Raw genomic sequence first — 23,104 nt, forward strand, 5'->3', positions numbered from 1 at the left:
CCCGGCCCCGACCCCGACACGTTTTCGCCACAGGAGAATCCCCATGACCACCGCTCTGGCCCATTTCAGCAAGCTCACCCTGGCCGCCGCCTTCGGCCTGGCCTTTGCCGCCGGCAACGCCAACGCCGCCGCTCCCGACTGGAGCAAGGTGCCGGCCAAGAAAATCACCGTCTTCTACCCCGGCGCCTCGCCCCTCGAATGGATCATGAAGGGCAGCGAGCACGGCGGCGCCAAGGGCATCAAGAAGGGCGAGCAGTGCATCGGCTGCCACGAGGAGGAGGTGGCCGACATCGGCAAGAAGATCGCCTCCGGCGCCCGCAACGAGCCCCGCCCGATCAAGGGCAAGGCCGGCTCGATCCCGGTCCAGGTGCAGGCCGCCCACGACGGCGCCAACCTCTACCTGCGCTTTACCTGGAAGCAGCCCGCCGGCGGCGGCGAGAAGATGGACAAGGACAACCCGGTCAAGCTGGCCTTCATGCTCGAAGACCACAAGGTGGACCTGGCCGACCAGGGCGGCTGCTGGGCCACCTGCCACGGCGATGCGCGCACCATGCCCGACGCCAAGGACGAGAAGAAGACCAAGTACGTCAAGGATGGCAGCCTGGCTTCCGGCAAGTTCTACGACCTGATCCAGTGGACTTCGAAAGGCAAGAGCCACGACGGCTACGTGGCCGACAAGCGGGTCATGGAAGGCGGCAAGGGCCTGGTCGAGGCCAAGGGCGAGCAGAAGGGCGACACCTGGACGGTGACCTTCACCCGCAAGCTGGCCCCGGGCGGCGAGGGCGACGTGACCCTGGTGCCGGGCAAGGCCTACAACTTCGGTTTCGCCATCCACGACGACTACACCGTGGGCCGTTTCCACCAGGTGAGCTTCGGTTACATCCTGGGCCTCGACACCAAGGGCGACATCGTCGCCGCCAAGCAGTAAGCCGCGCTACCGCATCCTCTGCGGCTGTTGCACCCGGCCCCGTGGAACCCCGCGCCAGTCGCGGGGTTCCACGGGGTTTGTCTTATGCGCCGGGCCAGGCCGGATCAGCGGGCCTGGAGCAGCTCGGGCACCCGCAGCAGGATGAACTCGTTGTCATCGTTCCTGCCCAGCTGGCGGCCGGCGGAGTAGGGCAGGTTGTTGTCGTTGGCGACGACGATGCGCTCGCCGTCCACCACGTCCACATCCTCGATGGTGACGAAGGGAAAGGCGAACTTGCCGTCCTTGCCGCCCACCCGGGCCACACCCTGCGGGTCCTGGATGTCCATCAGGTCGATGTAGCCGATCTTCCGGACGAAGCCGTTGGCGTCGGCGTCCTTCAGGCTCACCTTGTAGATGCGCTTGAAGCGGGCCGGCACGTTCTGGCAATCGACCCGGGGCTGGCCGTCGCAGCCGGTTTCCGGCAGGCCCTCGCCGTTGTCGCGCTCGATGATCAGGCCGGTGTCGGCATCGATCATGTTGAAGTCGCCGATGTTGTTGCCGTTCTGCTCCAGGGCGTACTTCCATGACCGGCCGGTCCAGGCGCGGCGGGCCACGTCGAATTCGAGGATGCGCAGGTAGTCCTTGCCATTGGCGCTCTCCCACTTCTTCTCGGCCTCGTTCCACAGGGGGCCTTCGAACAGGGGGTAGAGAAAGCGCCCGTCCTTGGACGCGGCCATGCCCTCGAAGCCCCGGGAGCGGCGCACCGGGGTGGAAAAGGCGCCGGGGGTGGCCGGGGTGGTCACCGCGTAGTGGTCCGGGGAGCGCACCACCTTGCCGTCCACCTCGGTCTCGAACACGCCCAGCACCTTGCCCTGGCGGTCGGCCTGGATCAGGTAGGGCCCCAGTTCGTCGCCGAACCAGACGTGGTCGCCGACGAACTGCATCGACTCCAGGTCGAAATCGGCCCCGGTCAGGTAGCGGGACTTGGTGCCCTCGTTGACGATCAGGAACGGCACCTTCTTGTCCGGGTCGCGCAGGAACACGGTGTTGAGGCGCTTGACCCCGCCGTGCTTCCAGTCCGGCTTGACGTGGTGGAACATCAGCATGGCGTCGGCCGAGTTGTTGCGGGCGCCGTAACCGTTGTCGGTGAGCACCCAGTAGCTGCCGTCCTTCATCGCCTTGATGCCGGAAAAACCCTGCACCGGCTGGCCGTCGAAGGGCAGGCTGATGCCGGTGGGGCGCGGCGCCTCCTTGGCCGACAGGTAGGAGGTGCCGGCGATGCTGCCCAGCCTGTCCTCGCGGCGGCCGTCCGGGCGGGTGTACTTGCCCGAGGTGCGCAGGCTCTCCGGTGCGTCCTTGGGCGGGGCGACGAAGCTGCGGGCTGGCAGGATGGCGTGGCCTTCGAGCACCGCCGGGTAGGCCGGGGCGGTTTCGGCCGCGGCCGGCAGGGCGACGGCCAGGGGCAGGGCGGCCATCAGGGCTACGGTAAGGGGGGAGCGGGCGGGGCGGCGGGCGGGGCGGCGGGCAGTGGAGCGGGCCATGGGTTCTCCGGTGGGAGTGGAAAACCGGCAAGGCTATAAACGCCCCATGACGCTCCCATGGCTGCGGGATGACGTTTGTCTGTCAGCGGGCCGTCCGGTACCGGCATCCCGGTCCGACGATGGCCGGAAAGCCGCGCCAGTCGGGCTTCTTCACGATGCCTGGGCGGAGAGTGGCTACAGACGCCGCATCCTGAGGGCACATGCTGAAACGCCGCGACTGGCGCGGCGTTTCAGATGGTGGGGCACAGCGGAGCGGTCAGGCGCTCTGGGCGATCCGGGGCGCTGGGACGTGGCCGGCGGCTTCGTCCGCCGCGTCCGCAGTGTCCGCAGTGTCGGGGGCGAACCAGGCGCAGCACTGGCGCAGGTCCACCACGCCGCCCACCACCAGCAGGGCCGGCGGCTTGACCCGGTCGAGGCGGATGCGCTCGGGCAGGGTCGCCAGGGTGGCGGCCACCACCCGCTGGCGCACCGTGGTGCCGTTCTCGATGGCGGCGGCCGGGGTGTCGGCGGGCAGACCGTGGGCGATCAGCTGGCGGCAGATTTCCTTGGCTGCCGCCACGCCCATGTAGAACACCACGGTCTGGCGCGGCCGGGCCAGGGCCGTCCAGTCCAGGTCCACCGTGTTGTCCTTGAGGTGGCCGGTGGCGAATACCAGGGTCTGGGCGTGGTCCCGGTGGGTGAGGGGAAAGCCCCCGTAGGCGGCGCAGCCGGCGGCGGCGGTGATGCCGGGCACCACCTCGAAGGGAATGCCGTGGCGGGCCAGCACCTGGATCTCCTCGCCGCCCCGGCCGAAGATGAACGGGTCGCCGCCCTTCAGCCGCACCACCCGCAGCCCTTCCTGGGCCAGCTTCACCAGCAGGTGGTTGATGTCGTCCTGGGGCAGGGAATGGTTGGCCGATTCCTTGCCGACGAACACCCGGCGCACGTTGGCCGGCGCCAGGTCGAGGATGGATTCGCCGATCAGGTGGTCGTAGACCAGGGCGTCGGCCCCGCCGATCAGGCGGGCGGCGCGCAGGGTGAGCAGCTCCGGATCGCCGGGACCGGCCCCGACGAGATACACCGTACCGGGCTCGATGCCGCGGCGGGCCATGGGATCATTGGGCAGGAGCTTCATTCGCTGAATTCTCGGTGGCACGTTGGAACGTGGGTGGGGTGGCAGGGTACAACATTTCGCGCTCGCCGGCCCGACGGCTGCGACGCAGGCGTCATGACCGGAGTTTGCCCGGATCGCCCCGTCCCTCCTTGATTCCGGTCAAGGAGGCCCTGCGCCGCCACGATCAGAGTAGGGTTATCTCCCGCGGTCCCCCGTTCCGCTTTCGATCATCGTCCGCCGCCTTCGTTCTGCCGGTCTTTTTCGTTCCCCTGCCTGCCATGATCCCGTTCCGTTTCCGTACCCTTTTCCCCACCCTGGCCGGCATGGCCTGCGCCGCGCTCCTGGCCGCCCCGGGGGCCGCCCGCGCCGATGCCGACACGCCGTCGCCGGCGCGCCGCGCCGAGATCGTGCGCATGGTGCGCCAGGACTGCGGCTCCTGCCACGGCATGACCTTCAAGGGCGGCCTGGGCCCGGCCCTGACGCCGGAGGCCCTGGCCGGAAAACCCGAGGAATCTTTGGCCGCCACCGTGTTCTATGGACGTAAGGGGACGCCGATGCCGCCCTGGAGCAGCATGTTGAGCGAGGCGGAGGCGACCTGGGTGGTGCAGCAGCTGATGCGGGGGTTCCCCGATCCGGGACGCTAGTTTTCGAGTTTCGGCGTGCGGCCGAGGGTGGCGCGTTTGCGCCGTTCCCACGGCCCGGAGTCCAGAGCCCGGCACCGGCTGCCTGCACGGGAGCCATCTCCGCCTGGAGCACGCCCATGAACAACCTCGAAGACATCCGCCGCGCCGTCGAGCGCCGTTTCGACTGCCGCTGCCGCATCACCGCCACCCCCATCCGCTCCTACCCGGGGCGGGCGCTGCTCTCGGTGGTGTTCGACACGGTGATCCTGCCCCGCACCTGGGAAGGCTTCCTGCACATGGCCGACGAGTTGTCCCGGGCCATCGCCGACTATCTGCGCGACGAACTGGGCCTGGCCGAGGGCGTCGAGATCGACGTGGACCACGCTGCCCGCTTCGCCCACCTGTCGCTCCTGCCGGTGGGCATGGGCGAGGTGGTGCCGGTGCCGGACGCCCCCGAGTACTTCGAGCGCACCCACCAGCTGGCCCAGTTCCACCGGCTGCGCCACACCGGCTGGCGTCCGCGCCAGCTCTGATCCGCCCGTTACGATCCGCGCCCAAGGCAGTGCACGGCGTGCCTTCGCCGTTTCCTTCACCTGCGGGCCGGGGGGCGGTCTCCCAATGCAAACGCCCCGCGCAAGGCGGGGCGTTTGCATTGGTGCGGGGCAGGGGCCGGCTCAGTGCTTCATGTTGCCGTGGTCCATGGCGGCCGGAGCGGGGCGCTGCACCGGGGCCTCCACCTTGAGGGCGGTGCCGTCGTCGAACTTGAGGGTCAGGGGCACCTGGTCGCCTTCCTTCAGCGGCTGCTTCAGGCCGATCAGCATGATGTGGTAGCTGCCCGGCTTGAGCACGGCCTCGCCGCCGGCCTTGACGTCGATTTCCTTGACCGGACGCATCTTCATCACGCCGTTGTCGTTGATGTGGTTGTGCAGTTCCACGGTGTCGGCCACCGGGCTTTCGGCGGCCACCAGCTTGCGGTCGGCGCTGCCGGCGTTCTTGATGGTGAGGAAGGCGCCGGTGACCTTCTGGGTCGGCGGCACGGCGCGCACCGTGGGGTTGCTCACCGACAGGTCGGCGGCGAAGGCGGGGGCGGCCAGGGCGGTCAGGCCGGAGGCGAGCAGGGCGAGCAGCAGACGCATGGGACGATCCTTTCGTTTATGGAAAAGGGCAGGGCTGGATTCAGGACGCGGCGAGCAGCCGGCGCAGGGCGGCGGCCACTTCCGCCGGCGGCGTGCCGTGGGGTAGTTGGCCGGCCAGGCTGCCGTCCGGCCCGATCAGGTAGAGCACCGAGGTGTGGTCCACGCTGTAGCCAGTATCGCCTGCGGCAGGCGTTTGCGCCGCGTAATAGACGCCGTAGCGGCGGGCCACGTCGGCGATGGCCTCCGGGCTGCCGGTCAGGCCGAGCAGCTTGGGGTGGAAGAAGCGGCTGTAATTCTTGAGCTGCTCCGGGGTGTCCCGAGCCGGGTCTACCGAGATGAAGAAGGGCTGGACCCGGGCCAGTTCCGCCGCCGACAGGGAGCCCAGGGCGGCGCCCAGGGTGGCCAGGGAGGTGGGGCAGACGTCGGGGCAGAAGGTGTAGCCGAAGTACACCACCCCCACCTGGCCGCGGAAGTCGGCCAGGCGCACCGGACCGTCGGCGGACTGGAGGGCGAAGGACACGTCCCGGCCGGCGCCCGGCAGGGTGCCCCGGTCGGGGCGGCCCGGCTGCCAGACGACGAGGGCGGCGGTCACCGCCACCAGCAGCACCAGGGTGGCGATCAGCACCCGGCGGGCGGCCGGGTCGCGGGGCGGCGTGGCGGGGGCGTTCATGGCGGTCAGTGGCCGGCGGGGCTGGCGCCGGTGGCGAAGCGGAAGGGCACGGCCACGGTGCGGCCGCCCAGGATCAGGTTGGCGGTGGCCCGCCAGGTCATGGGGCCGGTGACGCACACCGGAATGGTGGCCGGGCCGCGGAACACGGCGACGCCCCCGGGTTCCGCCAGGGCGGCGGCGAGGGGGGCCGGGTTGTAGCCCATCTCCATCTCGGCGCCGGTGAACACCACGGTCACCGCTTCCACCGCCACGCCCTGCACGGTGGCGGTGAGCTGCATCGGCTGGCCCGGCTGGAGGTCGCCGCCGGCGTCGGCCCGGGCTTCCAGGGCCAGGGAGCCGCCGCCGGGCAGCTCGGCCCGGCACACGACGCGGCCCAGGGCGCAGTCCAGGTCGGCCAGGGCCACGTCCGGCTGCTTGAGCAGCAAGGGGGCGAAGCGCCAGGCGGCCACGCCCAGGGCGACCACGGCGGCGAAGATCACCAGGTCGATTAATCCGGACGTGCGGGGAAGCAGGCGGGGCATGAGAAAAGGCAGGGTGTGGGATAAACGGGCCGGGCAGAGTGTACGGGCGGGGCGGAAAGGTGTCATCCGCAAATGCCGCGATTTCCCCCGGATACGCTGCGGCCGATTGTCGCACCGCCCCGGCGCGGGGCGGTTTGCCCGGGATCAAAAACGGGGAGCGTTTTCTGGGGGGGGCCGCAGGCGGGTAGAGAGCGCCTTCGTGGCCGGCGGCCGCAGCAGGTATGCTTGGCGGTCACGCCACTGCGTTGCGGAGTCCGCGCCCATGCCTGTCCTGCCCCCGATCATCCCTTCCTGCGCCGCCTGCCGGCCGGAATCCACCGAATCCGTTTTCGACGCCCCGTCGGCCCGCCGCCGCCGGCTGCTCGCCGCCTTGCCGGCTCTGGCGGGGGCGCCCCTGCTGGCCCTGGGCGGCACCGCTCCGGCCGGGGCGGCCGAGTTGGAAAAGGGCGCCCTGGACGAACTGTTCCGCACCCCGGTCGTCGGCCTCGACGGCAAGCCCGCCGCCCTGGCGGCCTACCGGGGCAAGCGCCTGCTGGTGAACTTCTGGGCCACCTGGTGCGCCCCCTGCCGCCGCGAGATGCCCGAGCTGGCCGCCCTGGCCCGGGAACGCAAGGACCTGACGGTGCTCGGCATGGCGGTGGAGGAAGACCCCAAGGCGGTCGGCGCCTTCCTCAAGTCCATGGGCGTCGGCTACGCCAACGTGCTGATCACCCCCATGGCCGGCCTGGCCCTGATGCGCCGCCTGGGCAACACCGTGGGCGGGCTGCCGTACACCGTCGTCGTCGAGGCCAACGGCAATCCGCTCATGGCCAAGGTCGGCGCGGTGACCCGGGCCGAGGTGGAAGGCAAGCTGCCCCGGGGCTAGACGTCTGGAATGGCGTCCGGCGTCCCGGTAACATCGCCAAAGTCCGCGCCTGGCGCGGGGTTTGACCGGTATCAAGCCCATCGGCCGATCCCTTTGCGCCGATCCCGGGCTTTGCCGACAATGGCCCGATCATGCAATCGCGCCAGCCCTTTGGGCGGCCAGTACCGATGAGGAAGGCAACATGACGGGGAATATGACCGGGCGTGGCCCGCACCACATCCTTGCGACGACCTGGGGCCGCGCCTGGCGCGCTGCGCTGCTCGCCCTGGCCAGCGCCGGCCTGGCTGCCTGCGCCACGCCGGGCGGTTCCGGCACGGCATCGGCCCTGCGCGGTACCGGCGACCTGGGGCTGGTGGTGGAGCGGGCCTCGGGCCAACTGACCCTGGTGGACACCACCGCCCGGGCGCCCTACGCCCAGGTGGCCGGCCTGGGGGACCTGTCCCACGCCTCCGCCGTCTATTCCCGGGACGGGCGCTACGCCTACATCTTCGGCCGCGACGGCGGCCTGACCAAGGTGGACCTGCTCACCGCCGGCATCGCCAAGCGCGTCATCCAGGGCGGCAACTCCATCGGTGGCGCCGTCTCCCAGGACGGCACCCTGGTGGCGGCGGCCAACTACGAGCCGGGCGGGGTCAAGGTGTTCGACGCCAAGACCCTGGAACTGGTGGCCGACCTGCCCGCCGAATACACCGCCGCCGACGGCAGCAAGAAGTTTTCCCGGGTGGTGGGCATCGCCGACCTGCCCGGGCAGCGCTTCATCTATTCGTTGTTCGACGCCGACGCCATCTGGATCGCCGATCTGTCCGACGTGAAGGCGCCCAAGGTGACCAAGATCGGCAAGATCGGCCACCAGCCCTACGACGCCCTGATCACCCCGGACGGCCGCTACTACCTGGCCGGCCTGTTCGGCGAGGACGGCATCGCCAAGCTCGACCTGTGGCAGCCGGAAAAGGGCGTGGAGCGGGTGCTGGCCCACTACGGCCGGGGCGAGGAAAAGCTGCCGGTGTTCAAGATGCCCCACCTGCGCGGCTGGGCCGTGGCCGGCAACCGGGCCTACCTGCCGGCCATCGGCCGCCACGAGGTGCTGGTGGTGGACCTCTCCACCTGGAAGGAAGTGGGCCGTATTCCGGTGGCCGGCCAGCCGGTGTTCGTCATGGCCCGGCCCGACGGGCGCCAGGTCTGGGTGAACTTCGCCGTGCCCGACTACAGCCGGGTCCAGGTGATCGACACCCTGACCAACACCATCGTCAAGACCCTGGAGCCTGGCAAGGCCGTGCTGCACCTGGAATTCACCCCCCGGGGCGAGCAGGTGTGGATCTCGGCCCGGGACGACGACAAGGTGGTGGTCTACGACACTGCCACCTTCGCCCCGGTGGCCACCCTGGCGGCCAAGTCGCCCTCCGGCATCTTCTTCACCAGCCGGGCCAACCGGCTGGGCTTCTGAGGCGGCGGCGTGAGCGGCTCGTCGTTCCTGGCCGTGCAGGCGGCGCCGCAAAGCGCCACGGAGGCTTTGGTGCCTCCGGAGGCCGGCGGCCAACCCGCCGCACCGGCTCCCGGCTCCCTGGCCTTCCGCCTGCTCAACGACTTCCAGCGCGGCTTTCCCCTCTGTTCGGCGCCCTACGCCGAGTTGGCCGGCGGCCTGGGCGTGGCCGAGGGCGAGGTGCTGCGCGCCCTGGAGACCCTCAAGCGCGAAGGCAAGATTTCCCGGGTCGGCGCCGTGTTCGCCCCCAAGCGCATCGGCGCCTCGACCCTGGCCGCCGTGGCGGTGCCGCCGGAACGGCTGGCGGCGGTGGCGCAGATCGTCAACCGCTTTCCCGAGGTGAACCACAACTACGAGCGGGAGCACCGCTACAACCTGTGGTTCGTCGCCACTGCTGGTTCCGAAGGCCGCCTGGCTTCGGCCCTGGCCGCCATCGAAGCGGCCATCGGCCTGCCGGTGCTGCGCCTGCCGCTCTTGGCCGAATACCACATCGACCTGGGCTTCGGCCTGGGGGCGGCGGACCCTTCCGCTCCGGCCGCGGAGCGGGTCCCGGCGGTGCAGGCCTTCGTCTCGCCGCGCACCCTGGACGAGGGCGAACGCCGCCTGGTGATGGCCTTGCAGGAAGGCTTGCCCCTCTTCATCCGCCCCTTCGCCCTGCTCGCCGAACGCATCGGCGTGGATGAGCCGGCGGTGATCGCCCGCATCCGCGCCTGGGTGGAGGAAGGCATCATCAAGCGCTTCGGTGTGGTGGTGCGCCACCACGAACTGGGCTACACCGCCAATGCCATGCTGGTCCACGACCTGCCCGACGCGGCCGCCGACATCCTGGGCGAGCGCCTCGCCCGGGAACCGGCGGTGACCCTGTGCTACCGCCGCCCCCGGGTGCTGCCGGACTGGCCCTACAACCTGTTCTGCATGATCCACGGCCAGGACCGGGCCGCGGTGGAAGCCACCATCGCCGACCTGCGCGGCCGCCTCGGCCTGGAAGGCTACGCCCACGCCGTGCTGTTCTCGCGCACCCGCTACAAGCAGACCGGAGCCCGCTATGCCTGATCCCGTGCCCCCTTCGCCCGTGGTTTCCGCCGCCCCCGCCGCCGCCCCGGAAACCTCCCGGCGCGGCGCGTTCACGCCGATCCCCCTGGACGACCTGGACCGGGCCATCCTGGCCCGCCTGCAAGGCGACTTCCCCTTGAGCGAGGCGCCCTTCGCCGAAGCCGCCGCCGCCCTGGGCTGCGCCGAGGCCACCCTGATCGCCCGCATCGAGCGCCTGCTGGAGGCCCGGGTGCTCACCCGCTTCGGCCCCCTGTTCCAGGTCGAACGCATGGGCGGCGCCTTCGTCCTGGCCGCCCTGGCGGTGCCGGAGGAGCGCTACGAGGCGGTGGCCGAGGCGGTCAACGCCCTGCCCGAGGTGGCCCACAACTACCGCCGCGAGCACGCCCTCAACATGTGGTTCGTCCTCGCCACCGAGACCCCGGACGGCATCCCCCGGGCCATCGCCGCCATCGAGGCGGCCACCGGCTTGCCGGTGTTCGCCTTTCCCAAGGAAGAGGAATTCTTCGTCGAGATGAAGCTGGAGGCCCGGGTATGAGCGAGGCCACCCGTGTTGCCCCGGCCGGGGACGCAGCCGCTCCCGTGCTGGACCCTGTCTTGGACCCGGTCGACCGCCGCCTGGTGCTGGCCACCCAGGCCGGCCTGCCCCTGGTGCCGCGCCCCTACGACGCCGTGGGCGAGCCCCTGGGCCTGTCCGGCGCCGAGGTGCGGGCACGCCTGACCCGGCTGCTGGAAAACGGAGTGATCCGCCGCATCGGCGTGGTGCCCAACCACTACGCCATCGGCTGGACCGCCAACGGCATGAGCGTGTGGGACGTGGACGACGCCCGGGTGGCCGAGCTGGGGCCGCTGATCGGCAGCCTGGATTTCGTCACCCACTGCTACCGCCGCCCGCGCCGCCCGCCCCTGTGGCCCTACAACCTGTTCGCCATGGTGCACGGCGCCTCCCGGGACGAGGTGCGTGCCAAGGTGGCCCGGATTCAGGCGTTGCTCGGCGACGCCTGCCGCGGCCACGACGTGCTGTTTTCCACCCGCATCCTCAAGAAGGCCGGGCTGCGCCTGGTCGAGTGAAGCGGACGGCTGCCTGCGGGCGGCCGCCGCTGCCGCAGTTCCCCGGCCGGCAATCACGATCCGGCCGGTACCCACAATAACGACGATCTCTCCCCCCGACATGACGATTCCCGACGCTTCCGCCACGGCCGATCCCGCTTCCGTTCCGGCCGCCGATGTTTTCGATCCCGCCGCTCTGGCCGCCTGGGAGGCCCGCTGTGCCGCCTTCGCCCGGTCTTGCGCCCCGGCCGATGCCGCCCACGACGACGAGCATCTGCGTCGGGTGGTGACCAATGCCCGGCGCCTGGCGCAGGAAGAGGGGGCCCGCCTGGAGGTGGTGCTGCCGGCGGCCTGGCTGCACGACTGCGTGGCGGTGGCCAAGGATTCGCCGGACCGGCCCCGGGCCTCGCGCCTGGCCGCCGAAAAGGCCGTGGCCTGGCTGGCGCAGGAGGGCTACCCGGCCGGCTGGCTGCCGGCCATCGGCCAGGCCATCGCCGCCCACAGCTTTTCCGCCGGCATTCCCCCCGAATCGATCGAGGCCCGGGTGGTCCAGGACGCCGACCGGCTCGACGCCCTGGGGGCGGTGGGCATCGCCCGCTGCCTGGTGGTGGGCGGCCAGCTCGGTCGGCCCCTGTACTGTCCTGCGGAACCCTTGCCTCAGCCCGGCGGCCGTCCGGTGGACGACCTGGCCTACACCCTGGACCATTTTCCGGCCAAGCTGTTCACCCTGGCCGCCACCATGCAGACCGCCGCCGGCCGGACTGAGGCCGAACGGCGTACCGCCTTCATGCGCGGCTGGGTCGAGCAACTGCTGGCCGAGATTCCGCCGGCGGATACGCCCTCGGCGGGCTGATCGCCCCGATGCACGGCCCGGCCGGGGCGCTGTTCTGACCGAAATCAACGCCGGGCGCGGCGTGCGGCGGTGTAATGCGCTCACGAGGCGCTCCGCCACAGCGGGCCTTACGCCCGCCGCCCGGCTGACCTATTCTTTGCGCTGCCTGCCATGCGCCGCATAACCCGGAGGGCTCCATGTTTCGCATCACCCAATACCTGCAGGAACTGGTCGCTCCCACCCCGGTGGGGCCGCGCCGCCCGCCCCCCGGGCCGGTGGTGATCTGGAACTTGATCCGCCGCTGCAACCTCACCTGCAAGCACTGCTATTCGATTTCCGCCGACAAGGATTTTCCCGGCGAGCTGTCCACCGCCCAGGTGTTTTCGGTGATGGACGACCTGAAGGGCTTCCGCGTGCCGGTGCTGATCCTCTCCGGCGGCGAGCCCCTGCTGCGCCACGACATCTGGGAGATCGCCGCCCGGGCCAAGGCCATGGGCTTCTACGTCGGCCTGTCGTCCAACGGCACCCTGATCGACGAGTCCAACATCGACCGCATTGCCGAGCTGGACTTCAACTACGTGGGGGTCTCCCTGGACGGCATCCGCGAAACCCACGACCGCTTCCGCCGCATGGACGGCGCCTTCGAGAAATCGTTACACGGCGTGCGCCTGTGCCGCGACCGGGGGCTGAAAGTGGGGGTGCGCTACACCATGACCCAGGACAACGCCCACGACCTGCCCGGGCTGCTCGACCTGGTGGAGGAGGAGGGCATCGACCGCTTCTACTTCAGCCACCTCAACTACGCCGGCCGGGGCAACCGCAACCGCAAGACCGACGCCCACCACCAGAGCACCCGGGCGGCCATGGACATGCTGTTCGAGCGCTGCTGGGCCGGGGTGGAAAAGGGCGAGGCCAAGGAATTCACCACCGGCAACAACGACGCCGACGGGGTGTATTTCCTCCACTGGGTGCAGCGCCGCTTCCCGGATAAGGCCGAGCACATCCGCGCCAAGCTGACCCAGTGGGGCGGCAACTCCAGCGGCGTGAACGTGGCCAACATCGACAACCTGGGCAACGTGCACCCGGACACCATGTGGTGGCACCACACCCTGGGCAACGTCAAGGAGCGGCCGTTCTCCGCCATCTGGACCGACCTGTCGGACCCGCTCCTGGCCGGTCTCAAGCAGCACCCCCGGGCGGTCACCGGGCGCTGCGGCGCCTGCGCCCACCTGGCCATCTGCAACGGCAACACCCGGGTACGCGCCCAGCAGCTGACCGGCGATCCGTGGAGCGAAGACCCGGGTTGCTACCTGGCCGACGACGAGATCGGCCTGCCGCCGGGCTGGCAGTCCACCCGGGGCGATGCCGCGAACGCCGCGCCGGATAAGGCGCTCCGGGATGCCATCCCGCTCACCCCCGTCAATTCTTGAGGTTAGCGATGCCTCCTCTGAAACCCGCGTCCCTATTGGTTCTCCTGGCAGGGCTTTGCGCAGCGCCCTTCGCCGCCGCCCAGGCGCCGGCCCCTGTTGCACCTGCCGCCAGCGATTCCGCCGCCCTGTTCGCCACCCACTGCGCCAGCTGCCACGGCGCCACCCGCACCGGCGGCACCGGCCCGGCCCTGCTGCCGGAAAGCCTGGAACGGCTGAAGAAGGCCGAGGCGCTCAAGGTCATCGGCCAGGGCCGGCCGGCTACTCAGATGCTGCCCTTCGCCGACCGGCTCTCGGCCGATCAGATCAAGGCCCTGGCGGAGTGGATCTACACCCCGGTGGTGCCGGCGCCGACCTGGAGCGAGGCCGACATGGCCGCCTCGCGCTGGGTGCTGCCGGATGCGGACAAGCTGCCGGCCAAGCCGGTGTTCACCGCCGACCCGATGAACCTCTTTCTGGTGGTGGAGACCGGCGACCACCATGTCTCGGTGCTCGACGGCGACAAGCTGGAGCCGATCCACCGCTTCCAGAGCCGCTACGCCCTGCACGGCGGGCCGAAGTTCACCAAGGACGGGCGCTACGTATTCTTTGCCAGCCGCGACGGCTGGGTGACCAAGTACGACTTGTGGAACCTCAAGACCGTGGGCGAGATCCGCGCCGGGCTCAACACCCGCAACGTGGCCGTGTCCGCCGACGGCGAGTGGGTGATGGTGGCCAACTACCTGCCCCGCACCCTGGTGCTGCTGTCGGCCAAGGACTTGTCGGTGCGGCGCATCTACCCGGTCACCGACGCCACCGGCAAGCAGAGCAGCCGGGTGTCCGCCGTGTATACCGCCGCGCCGCGCCATAGCTTCGTGGTGGCCTTGAAGGATGTGCCCGAAGCCTGGGAGATCCGCTACGACAAGAACGCCCCGGAAGTGTGGGAAGGGCTGGTGCACGACTACCGCATGCGCGAGGGCAACCCCCTGCCGGGCCAGTTCACCCCGCGCCGCATCAAGCTCGACCAGGTGCTCGACGACTTCTTCTTCACCCAGGACTACGTGAACCTGCTCGGCGCCTCCCGGGAGGCCACCAAGGGCCAGGTGGTGAACCTGGACGTGCGGCGCAAGATCGCCGACCTGGACCTCTCCGGCATGCCCCACCTGGGCTCGGGCATCACCTTCGACTGGCAGGGCAAGCGGGTGATGGCCTCGCCCAACCTCAGTTCGGGCAAGGTCACGGTGATCGACACCGACACCTGGAAGACCGTGGCCACCATCCCCACCCTGGGCCCGGGCTTCTTCCTGCGCAGCCACGAGAAGTCGCCTTACGCCTGGGTCGATTCGATGATGAGTCCGGAAGGCCGCGATACCCTGCAAGTGATCGACAAGCGCACCCTGGAAGTGGTGGCCAAGCTGCGCCCCGAGCCGGGCAAGACCCTGGCCCACGTGGAGTTCGACCGCTACGGCAAGTACGTGCTGGCCAGCCTGTGGGAGCAGGATGGCGCCCTGATCGTGTTCGACGCGGCCACCCTCAAGGAGGTGAAGCGCATTCCGATGAAAAAGCCCGTGGGCAAGTACAACGTCTATAACAAGACCACCCTGTCGGAAGGCACCAGCCACTGACGGGCACCGCCCCTGCTCCGGTGGCCGATGCGCTGCCGGGGCAGGGGCCCCAACCCGAGGGAAACCATGACCGTCAAACGCCGTTCGTCATCTTTCTCGCCGTCCTCCCTCTCCTCGATCTGCGCCGCCCTGCTCGTGTCGTCGGGCCTGCTCGCGGCCTCCCTGGCGGAGGCCTGCACCCGCTTCATCTACCGCGGCGCCGACGACCAGGTGATCACCGCCCGCTCCATGGACTGGAAGAGCGACGTGGCGACCAACCTGTGGCTTTTTCCGCGGGGCATGAAGCGGTCCGGGGAGGCGGGGCCGAACTCGATTCGCTGGACGTCGAAATACGGTAGCGTGATTGCCTCGGGCTACGATATTTCCACCACCGACGGCATGAACGAGGCGGGGCTGGTGGCCAACGTGCTGTGGCTGGTCGAATCCTCCTACCCGACGTTCGACGGCAAGCGCCCCGGCCTGTCCCTGGCCGCCTGGGCCCAATATGCGCTCGACAATTTCGCCACGGTGCAAGAGGCGGTCGATGCCCTGGCGAAGGAGCCGTTCACGATCGTCACCAGCCAGGTGCCGGGCGAAGACCGGCTCGCCACCCTGCACCTGTCCCTTTCCGACGCCAGCGGCGACAGCGCCATCGTCGAATACATCGACGGCAAGCAGGTCATCCACCACAGCCGCGACTACCAGGTGATGACCAATTCGCCGACCTTCGAGCAGCAGCTGGCGCTGAATCAGTACTGGCGGCAGATCGGCGGCACCGTCATGCTGCCCGGCACGAACCGGGCCGCCGACCGTTTTGCCCGGGCCTCCTTCTACGTGAATGCGATCCCCAAGACCCCGGACCCGGTCCAGACCATCGCCAGCGCCTTCAGCGTGATACGCAACGTCTCGGTGCCGTTCGGCATCACCACGCCGGACCAGCCCAACATCTCCTCGACGCGCTGGCGCACCGTCGCCGACCACAAGCGCAAGCTGTATTTCTTCGAGTCGGTGCTGACGCCGAACGTCTTCTGGGTCGACCTGGCCCGGCTGGATTTTTCCGCAAAGAGCGGCAAGGTGATGAAGCTCGACCTGGGCCCCAACCAGACCCACGTCTACGCCGGCATGGCCAACGCCCAGTTCAAGGAGGTCGCGCCCTTCCGCTTCCTGGGGATTTGACGCCGGCCCGGCCGGTGGCGCCCTTGCGGCGGCCGGCGCGGTCCAATGAAAACGCCCCGACGCCGGATGACCCGGCGGCGGGGCGTTTCGCTTGGAGCGGGCGGGGGCTACTTCTTCATCTCGTCCTTGCCCATGTCCCCTTTGCCCATATCGCCCTTCTCCCCTTTTTCCATGGCGCCCTTTTCCATGGTGTGCTTCTTGGCCGCCTTGTGGGGCTTCTTGGCCATGCTGTCCTTGGCCATGTCGTCCTTCTTCATTTCGTCCTTGGCCATTCCGTCTTTGCTCATGGCGTCCTTTTTCATGGTGTCCTGGGCGTGGGCCTGGAAACCGACCATGAGGAAACAGGAGGCAAGCAGGGTGGCAAGCAGTTTAGACATGTCAGTACTCCTAGTGGGTTGAAACGAACGAGCGGCCGGATGCCGCGATTTCAGGGCAGCCGATCGCTCAGCTGCCGCCGAACCAGTTGTAGCCCTGGTCTTCCCAGTACCCGCCGGGGTAGGTGTTGGTGACCGTCAGGGCGACGATGTGCTTGGGGTTTTTGTAGCCGAGCTTGGTGGGCATGCGCAGCTTCATCGGGTAGCCGTACTCCGGCGGCAGGGTCTTGCCGTCGTAGGTGAAGGTGAGCAGGGTCTGGGGATGCAGGGCCGTGGCCATGTCGATGCTGGTGTAGTAGTCGTCGGCGCACTCGAACCCCACGTACTTGGCGCTAAGGTCGGCGCCGATGCGCTTGAGGAAGGTGGCGAAGGGCACCCCGCCCCACTTGCCGATGGCGCTCCAGCCCTCGACGCAGATGTGCCGCGTCACCTGGTCGGCCTGGGGCAGGGCGTACAGCTCAGGCAGGGACCAGGCATGCTTGTCCGTCACCAGCCCGCCCACTTCGAGGCGGTAGTCGTCGCCATCCACCTCGGGCACCTCGTCGCGGCCGTAGAAGGCGTTGAAGGGGAAGGGCCGGGTCATCATCGACTCCGGGTAGGTGGGGGCCAGCCGGTTGGGGTCGAACAGCCAGGCCTGGACCCGGTCGTTGAAGCGCGAGACGTGCACCAGTAGGCGCTCGGCCGAGTCCTCGTCCACCACCGAGCAGCCGGTCAGGAGCGACAGCCCGCCCAGGGTCAGGCCGCGCTTGAGGAAGAGGCGCCGGGCCGGGGCCGGCAGTTCGGCCAGGGCGTCCTTGAGCAGGGCGTCCCGGTCCCGGGGGGAAAGCAAGGAAGGGCGGCGCAATCTCATGGTCGTCTCCCGGATCAGCGGCCACGGATCATGGCGCGCAGGGTGCGCGGCACCAGGGCCACCATGACCACGTGCACCGCGAAGAAGGCCACCAGACCGGCCATGGCGAAGAAATGCACCACCCGGGCGTTGTCGAAGCCGCCCATCAGTTCCCGCAACAGGGGGAACTGGACCGACTTCCACACCACCAGCCCGGACAGGACGATCAGCACCGTGTCGGCGATCACGAACAGGTAGGCGAGCTTCTGCACCGCGTTGTAGCGGCGCAGGTCGTCGTGAGCCAGGTGGCCGCGCAGGGCGGCGCCCAGGTCGTGGAGCAGATCCCGGGGGCGTAGAGGGAAGAACTTGTGCCACAGCCGGCCGGTGGCCAGGTTGAGCGCCAGGTAGATCAGCCCGTTGAACGCCAGCACCCACATGGCGGCGAAGTGCCAGAGCAGGGCGCCTCCCAGCCAGCCCCCCAGGGTGATGCCGTGGGGAAAGGCGAAATGGAAGATCGGCGAGGCGTCGTAGATGCGCCAGCCGCTCAGCACCAGCACGATCACGGCCAGGGCGTTGATCCAGTGGGTGAGGCGCAGCCAGCCGGGGTGGATCGGTTCCCGGGCCGGGTCGTGCATTGTCGTCGTTGCCATGGCCTTCATCCCGTGCCGCCGTGCGGCGCGTAATCCCCACCCGCAGGAGCGGGCGGTTGTATTGACGGAGACAGCGAAAGGGCCGGCCGGTTCGCTGTTCCGCCGGTTTCCTGTCCCTTGGTCGGGGAACCGGCCGATTCCTTACACGATCCCGCGCCGGTGCCGGCCTGGGGACGAACCCCGCCCGGCGCCGGCTGTCTCATCGGCAAACAACGACGAGGAGCCGCCATGACCGCCAGCCTCAAGCCCTACCTTGATACCCTGCCTTCCTACCTGTCCGCCGATACCCTCGGCCCCTGGGCGACCTACCTGGCCCAGGTGGAAAAGGTGGTGCCGATGCTGGAAGAGTCGCTCCAGCCCCACGTCGAGACCTTGCGCCGGCCCAAGCGCATCCTGATCGTGGACGTGCCGATCCGCCGTGACGACGGCAGCTATGCCCACTACGAGGGCTACCGGGTGCAGCACAACACCTCCCGGGGGCCGGGTAAGGGGGGCATCCGCTACCACCAGGACGTGACCCTCTCGGAAGTGATGGCCCTGTCGGCCTGGATGACCATCAAGAACGCGGTGGTGAACGTGCCCTTCGGCGGCGCCAAGGGCGGGGTGCGGGTCGAGCCCGGCACCCTGTCCCGGGGCGAGCTGGAGCGCCTGACGCGGCGCTACACCTCGGAGGTGAACATCCTGCTCGGGCCGGACAAGGACATTCCGGCGCCGGACGTGGGGACCAACGAGCAGGTGATGGCCTGGATGATGGACACCTATTCCATGGACCAGGGCGCCACCATCACCGGGGTGGTCACCGGCAAGCCCATTTCCCTGGGGGGCAGCCTGGGGCGCCACGACGCCACCGGCCGGGGTGTGTTCGTGGTGGCGCGGGAGGCAGCGCGGCGCATCGGCCTGGAAATGAAGGGCGCCCGGGTGGCGATCCAGGGCTTCGGTAACGTGGGCGACGCGGCGGCCCGCGTCTTTCACAACGCCGGGGCCAAGATCGTCGCCGTGCAGGACGTCTCCGGCTCGGTCTACAGCGGCGCCGGCCTGGACCCCCAGGCCCTCCAGACCCACCGCCGCGCCAGCGGCGGGCTGGCGGGCTTTCCCGGGGCCGAGTCGATCGACGATGAGCGGTTCTGGGACGTGGACTGCGACATCCTGGTGCCTGCCGCCCTGGAAGCCCAGATCACCCCGGCCCGGGCCAAGCGCATCACGGCACGGATGGTGGTGGAAGGGGCCAACGGCCCGACCCTGCCGGAGGCCGACGAGGTGTTCAAGGAGCGCAACGTGCTGGTCTGCCCCGACGTGGTGGCCAACGCCGGCGGAGTGACGGTGAGCTACTTCGAGTGGGTCCAGGACATCTACAGCTTCTTTTGGAGCGAGGCCGAGATCGACGAGCGCCTCGACCGGATCATGGCCGATGCCTTCGCCGCGGTGTGGGAGGTGGCCGACTCCAAGGGCATCGCCCTGCGCACCGCCGCCTACGCGGTGGGCGCCACCCGGGTGCTGCGCGCCCGGGCGATGCGCGGCCTGTACCCGTGATCTGATGCCCCGGTTGCCCCGGGCGCCGGGGCAGTGGGGCAGTGGGGCAGTGGGGCCGGGGGGGCTTCAGTCCCGGGCCAGGCCCTTGATCCACTCGCCGTAGAGCCGGTCGGCCAGGGCGCGCATGGCCGGCAGGTGGCGCGGCGTGTCCTCGCTCATCCGCTCCGGGGTCTGCACCGACGGGGGCAGGGGATCGAGCCCGGCCACCTCGCCGGGCCAGGCCAGGCTCCACTCGGCGATCATCTCCGGGGTCATCTCCACGTGGCACTGCATGCCCAGATGGGGCCCGAGGGCGAACATCTGGTTGGCGCAGGCCGGGCTTGCCGCCAGGCGCTCGGCCCCCGGCGGCAGGGTGAAGGTTTCGCCGTGCCAGTGGAACACCGGGGCGGCGGCGATGCCGCCCAGCCAGTGCCGGGCCGCCGGGCCGGCAGACGCCTCGATCGGCCCCCAGCCGATCTCCTTGACCGGATTGGCCCCCACCGTGCCACCCAGGGCCTTGGCCATCAACTGGCTGCCCAGGCAGTGGCCGATCACCGGTACCCCGGCGGCGGCCGCCTGGCGGATCAGGGCGCAGGCGTCGTCGATCCACGGCAGCGGGTCGTTCACGCTCATCGGCCCGCCCATGAAGCACAGCCCGGAATAGGGAAAGCGAGAGGGAGCTGACGCGGCGCTGCCGGATTCCCCCAATTCCCCGGAAACCCGCGGCACCGGGTCGTTTCGGTCGATGGCGACCAGGGTCCAGGGGATGCGGTGGGCGTCGAGGAATGTGGCAAAATAGCCCGGACCTTCCGAGGGGAAATGACGAAAAATGGCAACGGGACGCATGGCACGGGTTTCCATGATGGATAGACGGGGCGAGGGCTCCGATTCTAGCCGTCCCGTTCGTCATCCGTCCCGGCCCGCCGGGCCTGGTTCCCTGGTCCTGCTGCTGCTTGGTTCCCTGCTCGCCGGCCCGGTCGGGGCGGTGGACGTGGGGGTAGCCGGTATCTTTCCCGGCAAGGCCATCCTGGTGATCAACAACGGCGCCCCGCGCACCGTTCCGGTGGGCGGCAAGACGCCGGAGGGCATCAAGGTGCTGGGGGTGGACGGCGAACGGGCCACCCTGGAGGTGGACGGCAAGCGCCGGGTGGTGCGCATCGGCCAGCAGACGTCCATGAGCGGCGACAGCGGCGGCACCTCCGTGACCCTCAACGCCGACCTGCGCGGCCACTTCATCGGCGGCGGGGCAATCAACGGCGTCGCCACCCGCTTCATGGTGGATACTGGCGCCACCAACGTGGTGATTGGCGCCCAGGAGGCCCGCCGCCTCGGGCTGGAAGCCCGCAACGGCGAGGCCGGCTATTCCCAGACCGCCAACGGTACGGTGCGCACGTCCCGGATCAAGATCGATTCCCTGCGCATCGGCGAGGTGACGGTGCATAACGTGGACGCCGAGGTGACCTCCTCCGACATGCCCTTCGTCCTGCTCGGCATGAGCGCGCTCAACCGCTTCGAGATGCAGCGGGACGGCGACCGGATGACCCTGAAGAAACGCTTTTGAGCGGCACCGTCCGCCACTCACTTACACTCGATCCGCCGGGCGCGCAGCGCGTGCCCCACCGACAACAACGCAACGACGAGCGGCCCCGGCCGCCGCAAGGAGACATACATGCCCCACCGCGATGCTGAAATCGCCCTGCTGCGACAGGAACTCGAAATGCTCATGGGCGAGCGCCGTCAGCTTCTCCAGGTGGCCGGCGCCGCGGCGGTCCTGATCGCCGGCCTCGACAGCAAGCGCCTGCCGGTGAAGGCCATTGAGGCCGCCGATATGGTGGCCACCACCATCAACGGCCTGCCCGACGAAACCCTCAAGGACGCCCTGGATTCGGTCAACGCCGAGATCGAGGAGCCGGAGGCCCTGCAGTGACCTTGCCCGCCGGGCCGCTTTCCGCCGCATCCGCTGCCTCTAGCGCCCTGCTCATCCCCTCCGCCGACGAACTGCGCCACGCCCTCCAGCCCCTGCCGCGCCAGGGCGAAATCCGCGAACCCGGGGTGGACCCGGCCGGGCTGCGGCCCGCGGCGGTACTCTTTCCCATCGTGCGCCACGACGCCGGGCCGTCGGTCCTGCTCACCCAGCGCACCCCCCACCTGTCGGCCCACGCCGGCCAGATCAGCTTCCCCGGCGGCCAGGTGGAGCCGGAGGACCCTACGCTCCTGGACACCGCCTTGCGCGAGACCGAGGAAGAGATCGGCCTGCCGCGCAGTGCCGTCGAGGTGCTCGGCTACCTGCCCGAATACTTCACCGTCACCGGGTTCCGCATCACCCCGGTGGTGGGCCTGCTCACCCCGCCCTTCGACCTGGTTCCGGACGCCCGGGAGGTGGACGAGGTGTTCGAGGTGCCCCTGGCCTTCCTGCTCGACCCGGCCAACCGTCAGCGCCACGCCCGGGAGTGGCAGGGGCGGCAGCGCTACTACTACGCGCTGCCCTACGGCGAGCGCTATATCTGGGGAGCCACGGCCGGCATGATCGTGGCCCTGGCCGACGCCCTGGCCGCCCTGCGCGGCGAAGGGCGCTGATCTTCCGTCCAGGGCCGGAATCCGCGCCGGGCGCCGCTTTCCGACGGGGCGGCGGGCGTGTTGTGTTATCTTGAGGGGGTGATTTTCATCACCCGCCCTGAATTTTTCCAAGAAGGCCGAGCCCCCTCTGGCATGTCCCGGGGCGGCCGGTCCAGCAGACAACGATGAGCCTGTTTTCCCTGATTGCCGCCCTGCTGATCGAGCAGGTGCGCCCCCTCGCCGACCGGCGGCTGATCCTGGCCCCCCTCGACCGCTTCGCCGATTTCCTGGAAGGCCATCTCAACGCCGGGGAATACCGCCACGGCCTGTTCGCCTGGGCGATTCTGGCCGTGCTGCTGGCCGGCGGTTCCTGGCTGGTGTTCTTCCTGCTCTGCAAGGTGTCGCCCCTGCTCGGCTGGGCCTGGAACGTGGCAGTGCTGTACCTGACCATGGGGTTCCGCCAGTTCAGCCACTACGTCACCGACATCCAGCTGGCCTTGCGCCTGGGCGATCTGCCCCGGGCACGGGAATTGCTGACCGCCTGGCGCGGCCGCAGCGCCGAATCCTTCTCGTCCGACGAGATCGCCCGGGTGACCATTGAAGAAGGGCTGGCCGCTGCCTACCGCCACGTTTTCGCCGTGGTTTTCTGGTTCGTGCTGCTGCCCGGCCCCATGGGCGCCGTGCTGTACCGGCTGGCGGCCCACCTGGCGGACCGCTGGGGCCGCCGTGCCGATCTCGCCGCAGGGTCTCGACTTGGGGAGTCGTCTCCGGGTGTGGACGGCAGCGTGGCGGTGGCGGCGCTCGAATTCGGCCGCTTCGGCGAATTTGCGCAACAATCGTTTGCCATCATCGACTGGCTGCCGGCCCGGGTGACGGCCTTCATCTTTGCCATCGTCGGCAATTTCGAGGACGCCGCCTACTGCTGGCGCACCCAGGCTGCGGCCTGGGGCCAAGGCCAGTTGGGCATCGTCCTGGCGGCCGGCGCCGGCGCCCTGGGCATCCGCCTGGGCCAGCCCCTGACGGAAGGGGGCGAGCTCATCGACCGGGCCGAGCTGGGTGTGGGCGACGACGCCGACGTGGATTCGCTGCAAAGCGCGGTGGGCCTGGTCTGGCGGGCCCTGGTGCTGTGGTTGTTCTTGTTGCTGCTGCTGGGGCTGGCCAGCTGGGTCGGCTAGGCGCCGGAGGTTAGGCGCGGGCAGCGGTTTTCCCAAAGGTTTTACTAGGAGGGAGTT

General features: G+C 69.6%; 26 protein-coding genes. 17 read left to right on the forward strand and 9 right to left on the reverse strand.

What is annotated here, in order from left to right; translation table 11 throughout:
* Positions 1–43: 43 nt before the first annotated feature.
* Complete coding sequence (locus LWW89_RS09620; protein ID WP_293263764.1) at positions 44–928, forward strand: ethylbenzene dehydrogenase-related protein; 885 nt, start codon at positions 44–46, stop codon at positions 926–928.
* A 104-nt stretch (positions 929–1,032) separates the two neighbouring features.
* Here LWW89_RS09620 and LWW89_RS09625 read toward each other — a convergent pair whose 3' ends face one another.
* Together LWW89_RS09625 and cobA are read right to left on the reverse strand one after the other, a co-directional pair.
* The gene (locus LWW89_RS09625) at positions 1,033–2,448 is read right to left on the reverse strand and encodes an esterase-like activity of phytase family protein (RefSeq protein ID WP_293263765.1); all 1,416 of its coding nucleotides are present in this window, start codon (positions 2,446–2,448) and stop codon (positions 1,033–1,035) included.
* Positions 2,449–2,704: 256 nt separating this feature from the next.
* Positions 2,705–3,562: a uroporphyrinogen-III C-methyltransferase gene (gene cobA, locus LWW89_RS09630; protein WP_293263766.1), complete on the reverse strand. Its 858-nt coding sequence runs from the start codon at positions 3,560–3,562 to the stop codon at positions 2,705–2,707.
* Positions 3,563–3,819: 257 nt separating this feature from the next.
* On the opposite strand from cobA, the gene LWW89_RS09635 reads away from it, so the two are divergent.
* Positions 3,820–4,185: a cytochrome c gene (locus tag LWW89_RS09635; protein ID WP_293263767.1), complete on the forward strand. Its 366-nt coding sequence runs from the start codon at positions 3,820–3,822 to the stop codon at positions 4,183–4,185.
* Positions 4,186–4,301: 116 nt separating this feature from the next.
* The gene (locus LWW89_RS09640; RefSeq protein WP_293263768.1) at positions 4,302–4,697 is read left to right on the forward strand and encodes a hypothetical protein; all 396 of its coding nucleotides are present in this window, start codon (positions 4,302–4,304) and stop codon (positions 4,695–4,697) included.
* Between the two features lie 141 nt (positions 4,698–4,838).
* On the opposite strand, the gene LWW89_RS09645 is transcribed toward LWW89_RS09640, so the two are convergent.
* Genes LWW89_RS09645 through LWW89_RS09655 form a run of 3 tightly spaced genes read right to left on the reverse strand, consistent with a single transcriptional unit; the run spans position 4,839 to position 6,491 of the window.
* Positions 4,839–5,300, reverse strand: coding sequence for a copper chaperone PCu(A)C (locus LWW89_RS09645; protein WP_293263769.1), 462 nt, complete (start codon positions 5,298–5,300; stop codon positions 4,839–4,841).
* A 40-nt stretch (positions 5,301–5,340) separates the two neighbouring features.
* Complete coding sequence (locus LWW89_RS09650; protein WP_293263770.1) at positions 5,341–5,970, reverse strand: SCO family protein; 630 nt, start codon at positions 5,968–5,970, stop codon at positions 5,341–5,343.
* A gap of 5 nt (positions 5,971–5,975) precedes the next feature.
* Complete coding sequence (locus LWW89_RS09655; protein WP_293263771.1) at positions 5,976–6,491, reverse strand: hypothetical protein; 516 nt, start codon at positions 6,489–6,491, stop codon at positions 5,976–5,978.
* Positions 6,492–6,753: 262 nt separating this feature from the next.
* Here LWW89_RS09655 and LWW89_RS09660 point away from each other — a divergent pair, with 262 nt between their 5' ends.
* From LWW89_RS09660 to LWW89_RS09700, 9 genes are all read left to right on the forward strand, one after another.
* Positions 6,754–7,356, forward strand: a complete 603-nt coding sequence (locus LWW89_RS09660) for a TlpA disulfide reductase family protein (protein WP_293263772.1) — start codon at positions 6,754–6,756, stop codon at positions 7,354–7,356.
* 181 nt (positions 7,357–7,537) lie between these two features.
* A complete protein-coding gene (locus LWW89_RS09665; protein ID WP_293263773.1) occupies positions 7,538–8,800 on the forward strand; it encodes a cytochrome D1 domain-containing protein in 1,263 nt (420 codons plus the stop codon).
* Between the two features lie 9 nt (positions 8,801–8,809).
* Positions 8,810–9,889: an Lrp/AsnC family transcriptional regulator gene (locus LWW89_RS09670; protein ID WP_365781339.1), complete on the forward strand. Its 1,080-nt coding sequence runs from the start codon at positions 8,810–8,812 to the stop codon at positions 9,887–9,889.
* Positions 9,882–10,424: an AsnC family transcriptional regulator gene (locus LWW89_RS09675; RefSeq protein ID WP_293263774.1), complete on the forward strand. Its 543-nt coding sequence runs from the start codon at positions 9,882–9,884 to the stop codon at positions 10,422–10,424. The genes LWW89_RS09670 and LWW89_RS09675 overlap by 8 nt, the downstream gene beginning before the upstream one ends.
* Entirely contained in the window at positions 10,421–10,957 is a 537-nt protein-coding gene (locus LWW89_RS09680) for an AsnC family transcriptional regulator (protein WP_293263775.1), read from the forward strand. Before LWW89_RS09675 ends, LWW89_RS09680 begins: the two co-directional genes overlap by 4 nt.
* A 100-nt stretch (positions 10,958–11,057) precedes the next feature.
* The gene (locus LWW89_RS09685) at positions 11,058–11,789 is read left to right on the forward strand and encodes an HD domain-containing protein (protein ID WP_293263776.1); all 732 of its coding nucleotides are present in this window, start codon (positions 11,058–11,060) and stop codon (positions 11,787–11,789) included.
* A 176-nt stretch (positions 11,790–11,965) separates the two neighbouring features.
* Entirely contained in the window at positions 11,966–13,198 is a 1,233-nt protein-coding gene (nirJ, locus tag LWW89_RS09690; RefSeq protein ID WP_293263777.1) for a heme d1 biosynthesis radical SAM protein NirJ, read from the forward strand.
* Positions 13,199–13,242: 44 nt separating this feature from the next.
* On the forward strand, positions 13,243–14,799 hold the full coding sequence (locus tag LWW89_RS09695; RefSeq protein WP_293263870.1) for a nitrite reductase: 1,557 nt from the start codon (positions 13,243–13,245) through the stop codon (positions 14,797–14,799).
* Between the two features lie 66 nt (positions 14,800–14,865).
* Complete coding sequence (locus LWW89_RS09700; protein WP_293263778.1) at positions 14,866–15,954, forward strand: linear amide C-N hydrolase; 1,089 nt, start codon at positions 14,866–14,868, stop codon at positions 15,952–15,954.
* Positions 15,955–16,061: 107 nt separating this feature from the next.
* Here LWW89_RS09700 and LWW89_RS09705 read toward each other — a convergent pair whose 3' ends face one another.
* The 3 genes from LWW89_RS09705 to LWW89_RS09715 all read right to left on the reverse strand — a co-directional run bounded on the left by LWW89_RS09705 (position 16,062) and on the right by LWW89_RS09715 (position 17,807).
* On the reverse strand, positions 16,062–16,331 hold the full coding sequence (locus LWW89_RS09705; protein WP_293263779.1) for a pentapeptide MXKDX repeat protein: 270 nt from the start codon (positions 16,329–16,331) through the stop codon (positions 16,062–16,064).
* 67 nt (positions 16,332–16,398) lie between these two features.
* Positions 16,399–17,178 (reverse strand): molybdopterin-dependent oxidoreductase, encoded by a 780-nt coding sequence (locus LWW89_RS09710; RefSeq protein WP_293263780.1) that lies wholly within the window; start codon positions 17,176–17,178, stop codon positions 16,399–16,401.
* Positions 17,179–17,192: 14 nt separating this feature from the next.
* Positions 17,193–17,807 (reverse strand): cytochrome b/b6 domain-containing protein, encoded by a 615-nt coding sequence (locus LWW89_RS09715; protein WP_293263781.1) that lies wholly within the window; start codon positions 17,805–17,807, stop codon positions 17,193–17,195.
* Positions 17,808–18,035: 228 nt separating this feature from the next.
* Between LWW89_RS09715 and LWW89_RS09720 the strand changes: the two genes are divergently transcribed.
* Positions 18,036–19,337: a Glu/Leu/Phe/Val dehydrogenase gene (locus tag LWW89_RS09720; protein WP_293263782.1), complete on the forward strand. Its 1,302-nt coding sequence runs from the start codon at positions 18,036–18,038 to the stop codon at positions 19,335–19,337.
* 66 nt (positions 19,338–19,403) lie between these two features.
* Here the strand turns inward: LWW89_RS09720 and LWW89_RS09725 are convergent, their stop codons facing one another.
* Entirely contained in the window at positions 19,404–20,162 is a 759-nt protein-coding gene (locus tag LWW89_RS09725) for a type 1 glutamine amidotransferase (RefSeq protein WP_293263783.1), read from the reverse strand.
* On the opposite strand from LWW89_RS09725, the gene LWW89_RS09730 reads away from it, so the two are divergent.
* The 4 genes from LWW89_RS09730 (at position 20,161) to LWW89_RS09745 (ending at position 23,047) form a co-directional block, all read left to right on the forward strand.
* Entirely contained in the window at positions 20,161–20,877 is a 717-nt protein-coding gene (locus LWW89_RS09730; RefSeq protein WP_293263784.1) for a retropepsin-like aspartic protease, read from the forward strand. The genes LWW89_RS09725 and LWW89_RS09730 overlap by 2 nt on opposite strands.
* A 108-nt stretch (positions 20,878–20,985) precedes the next feature.
* Positions 20,986–21,243: a hypothetical protein gene (locus LWW89_RS09735; RefSeq protein ID WP_293263785.1), complete on the forward strand. Its 258-nt coding sequence runs from the start codon at positions 20,986–20,988 to the stop codon at positions 21,241–21,243.
* Positions 21,240–21,893 carry a CoA pyrophosphatase gene (locus LWW89_RS09740; protein ID WP_334157510.1) on the forward strand — a complete coding sequence of 218 codons (654 nt, stop codon included), beginning with the start codon at positions 21,240–21,242 and terminating at the stop codon, positions 21,891–21,893. Before LWW89_RS09735 ends, LWW89_RS09740 begins: the two co-directional genes overlap by 4 nt.
* Before the next feature lie 164 nt (positions 21,894–22,057).
* Entirely contained in the window at positions 22,058–23,047 is a 990-nt protein-coding gene (locus LWW89_RS09745) for a CobD/CbiB family protein (RefSeq protein ID WP_293263786.1), read from the forward strand.
* The last annotated feature ends 57 nt before the right edge of the window (positions 23,048–23,104 follow it).

Source organism: Oryzomicrobium sp. (genome assembly GCF_021287045.1).
Classification (GTDB): domain Bacteria; phylum Pseudomonadota; class Gammaproteobacteria; order Burkholderiales; family Rhodocyclaceae; genus Oryzomicrobium.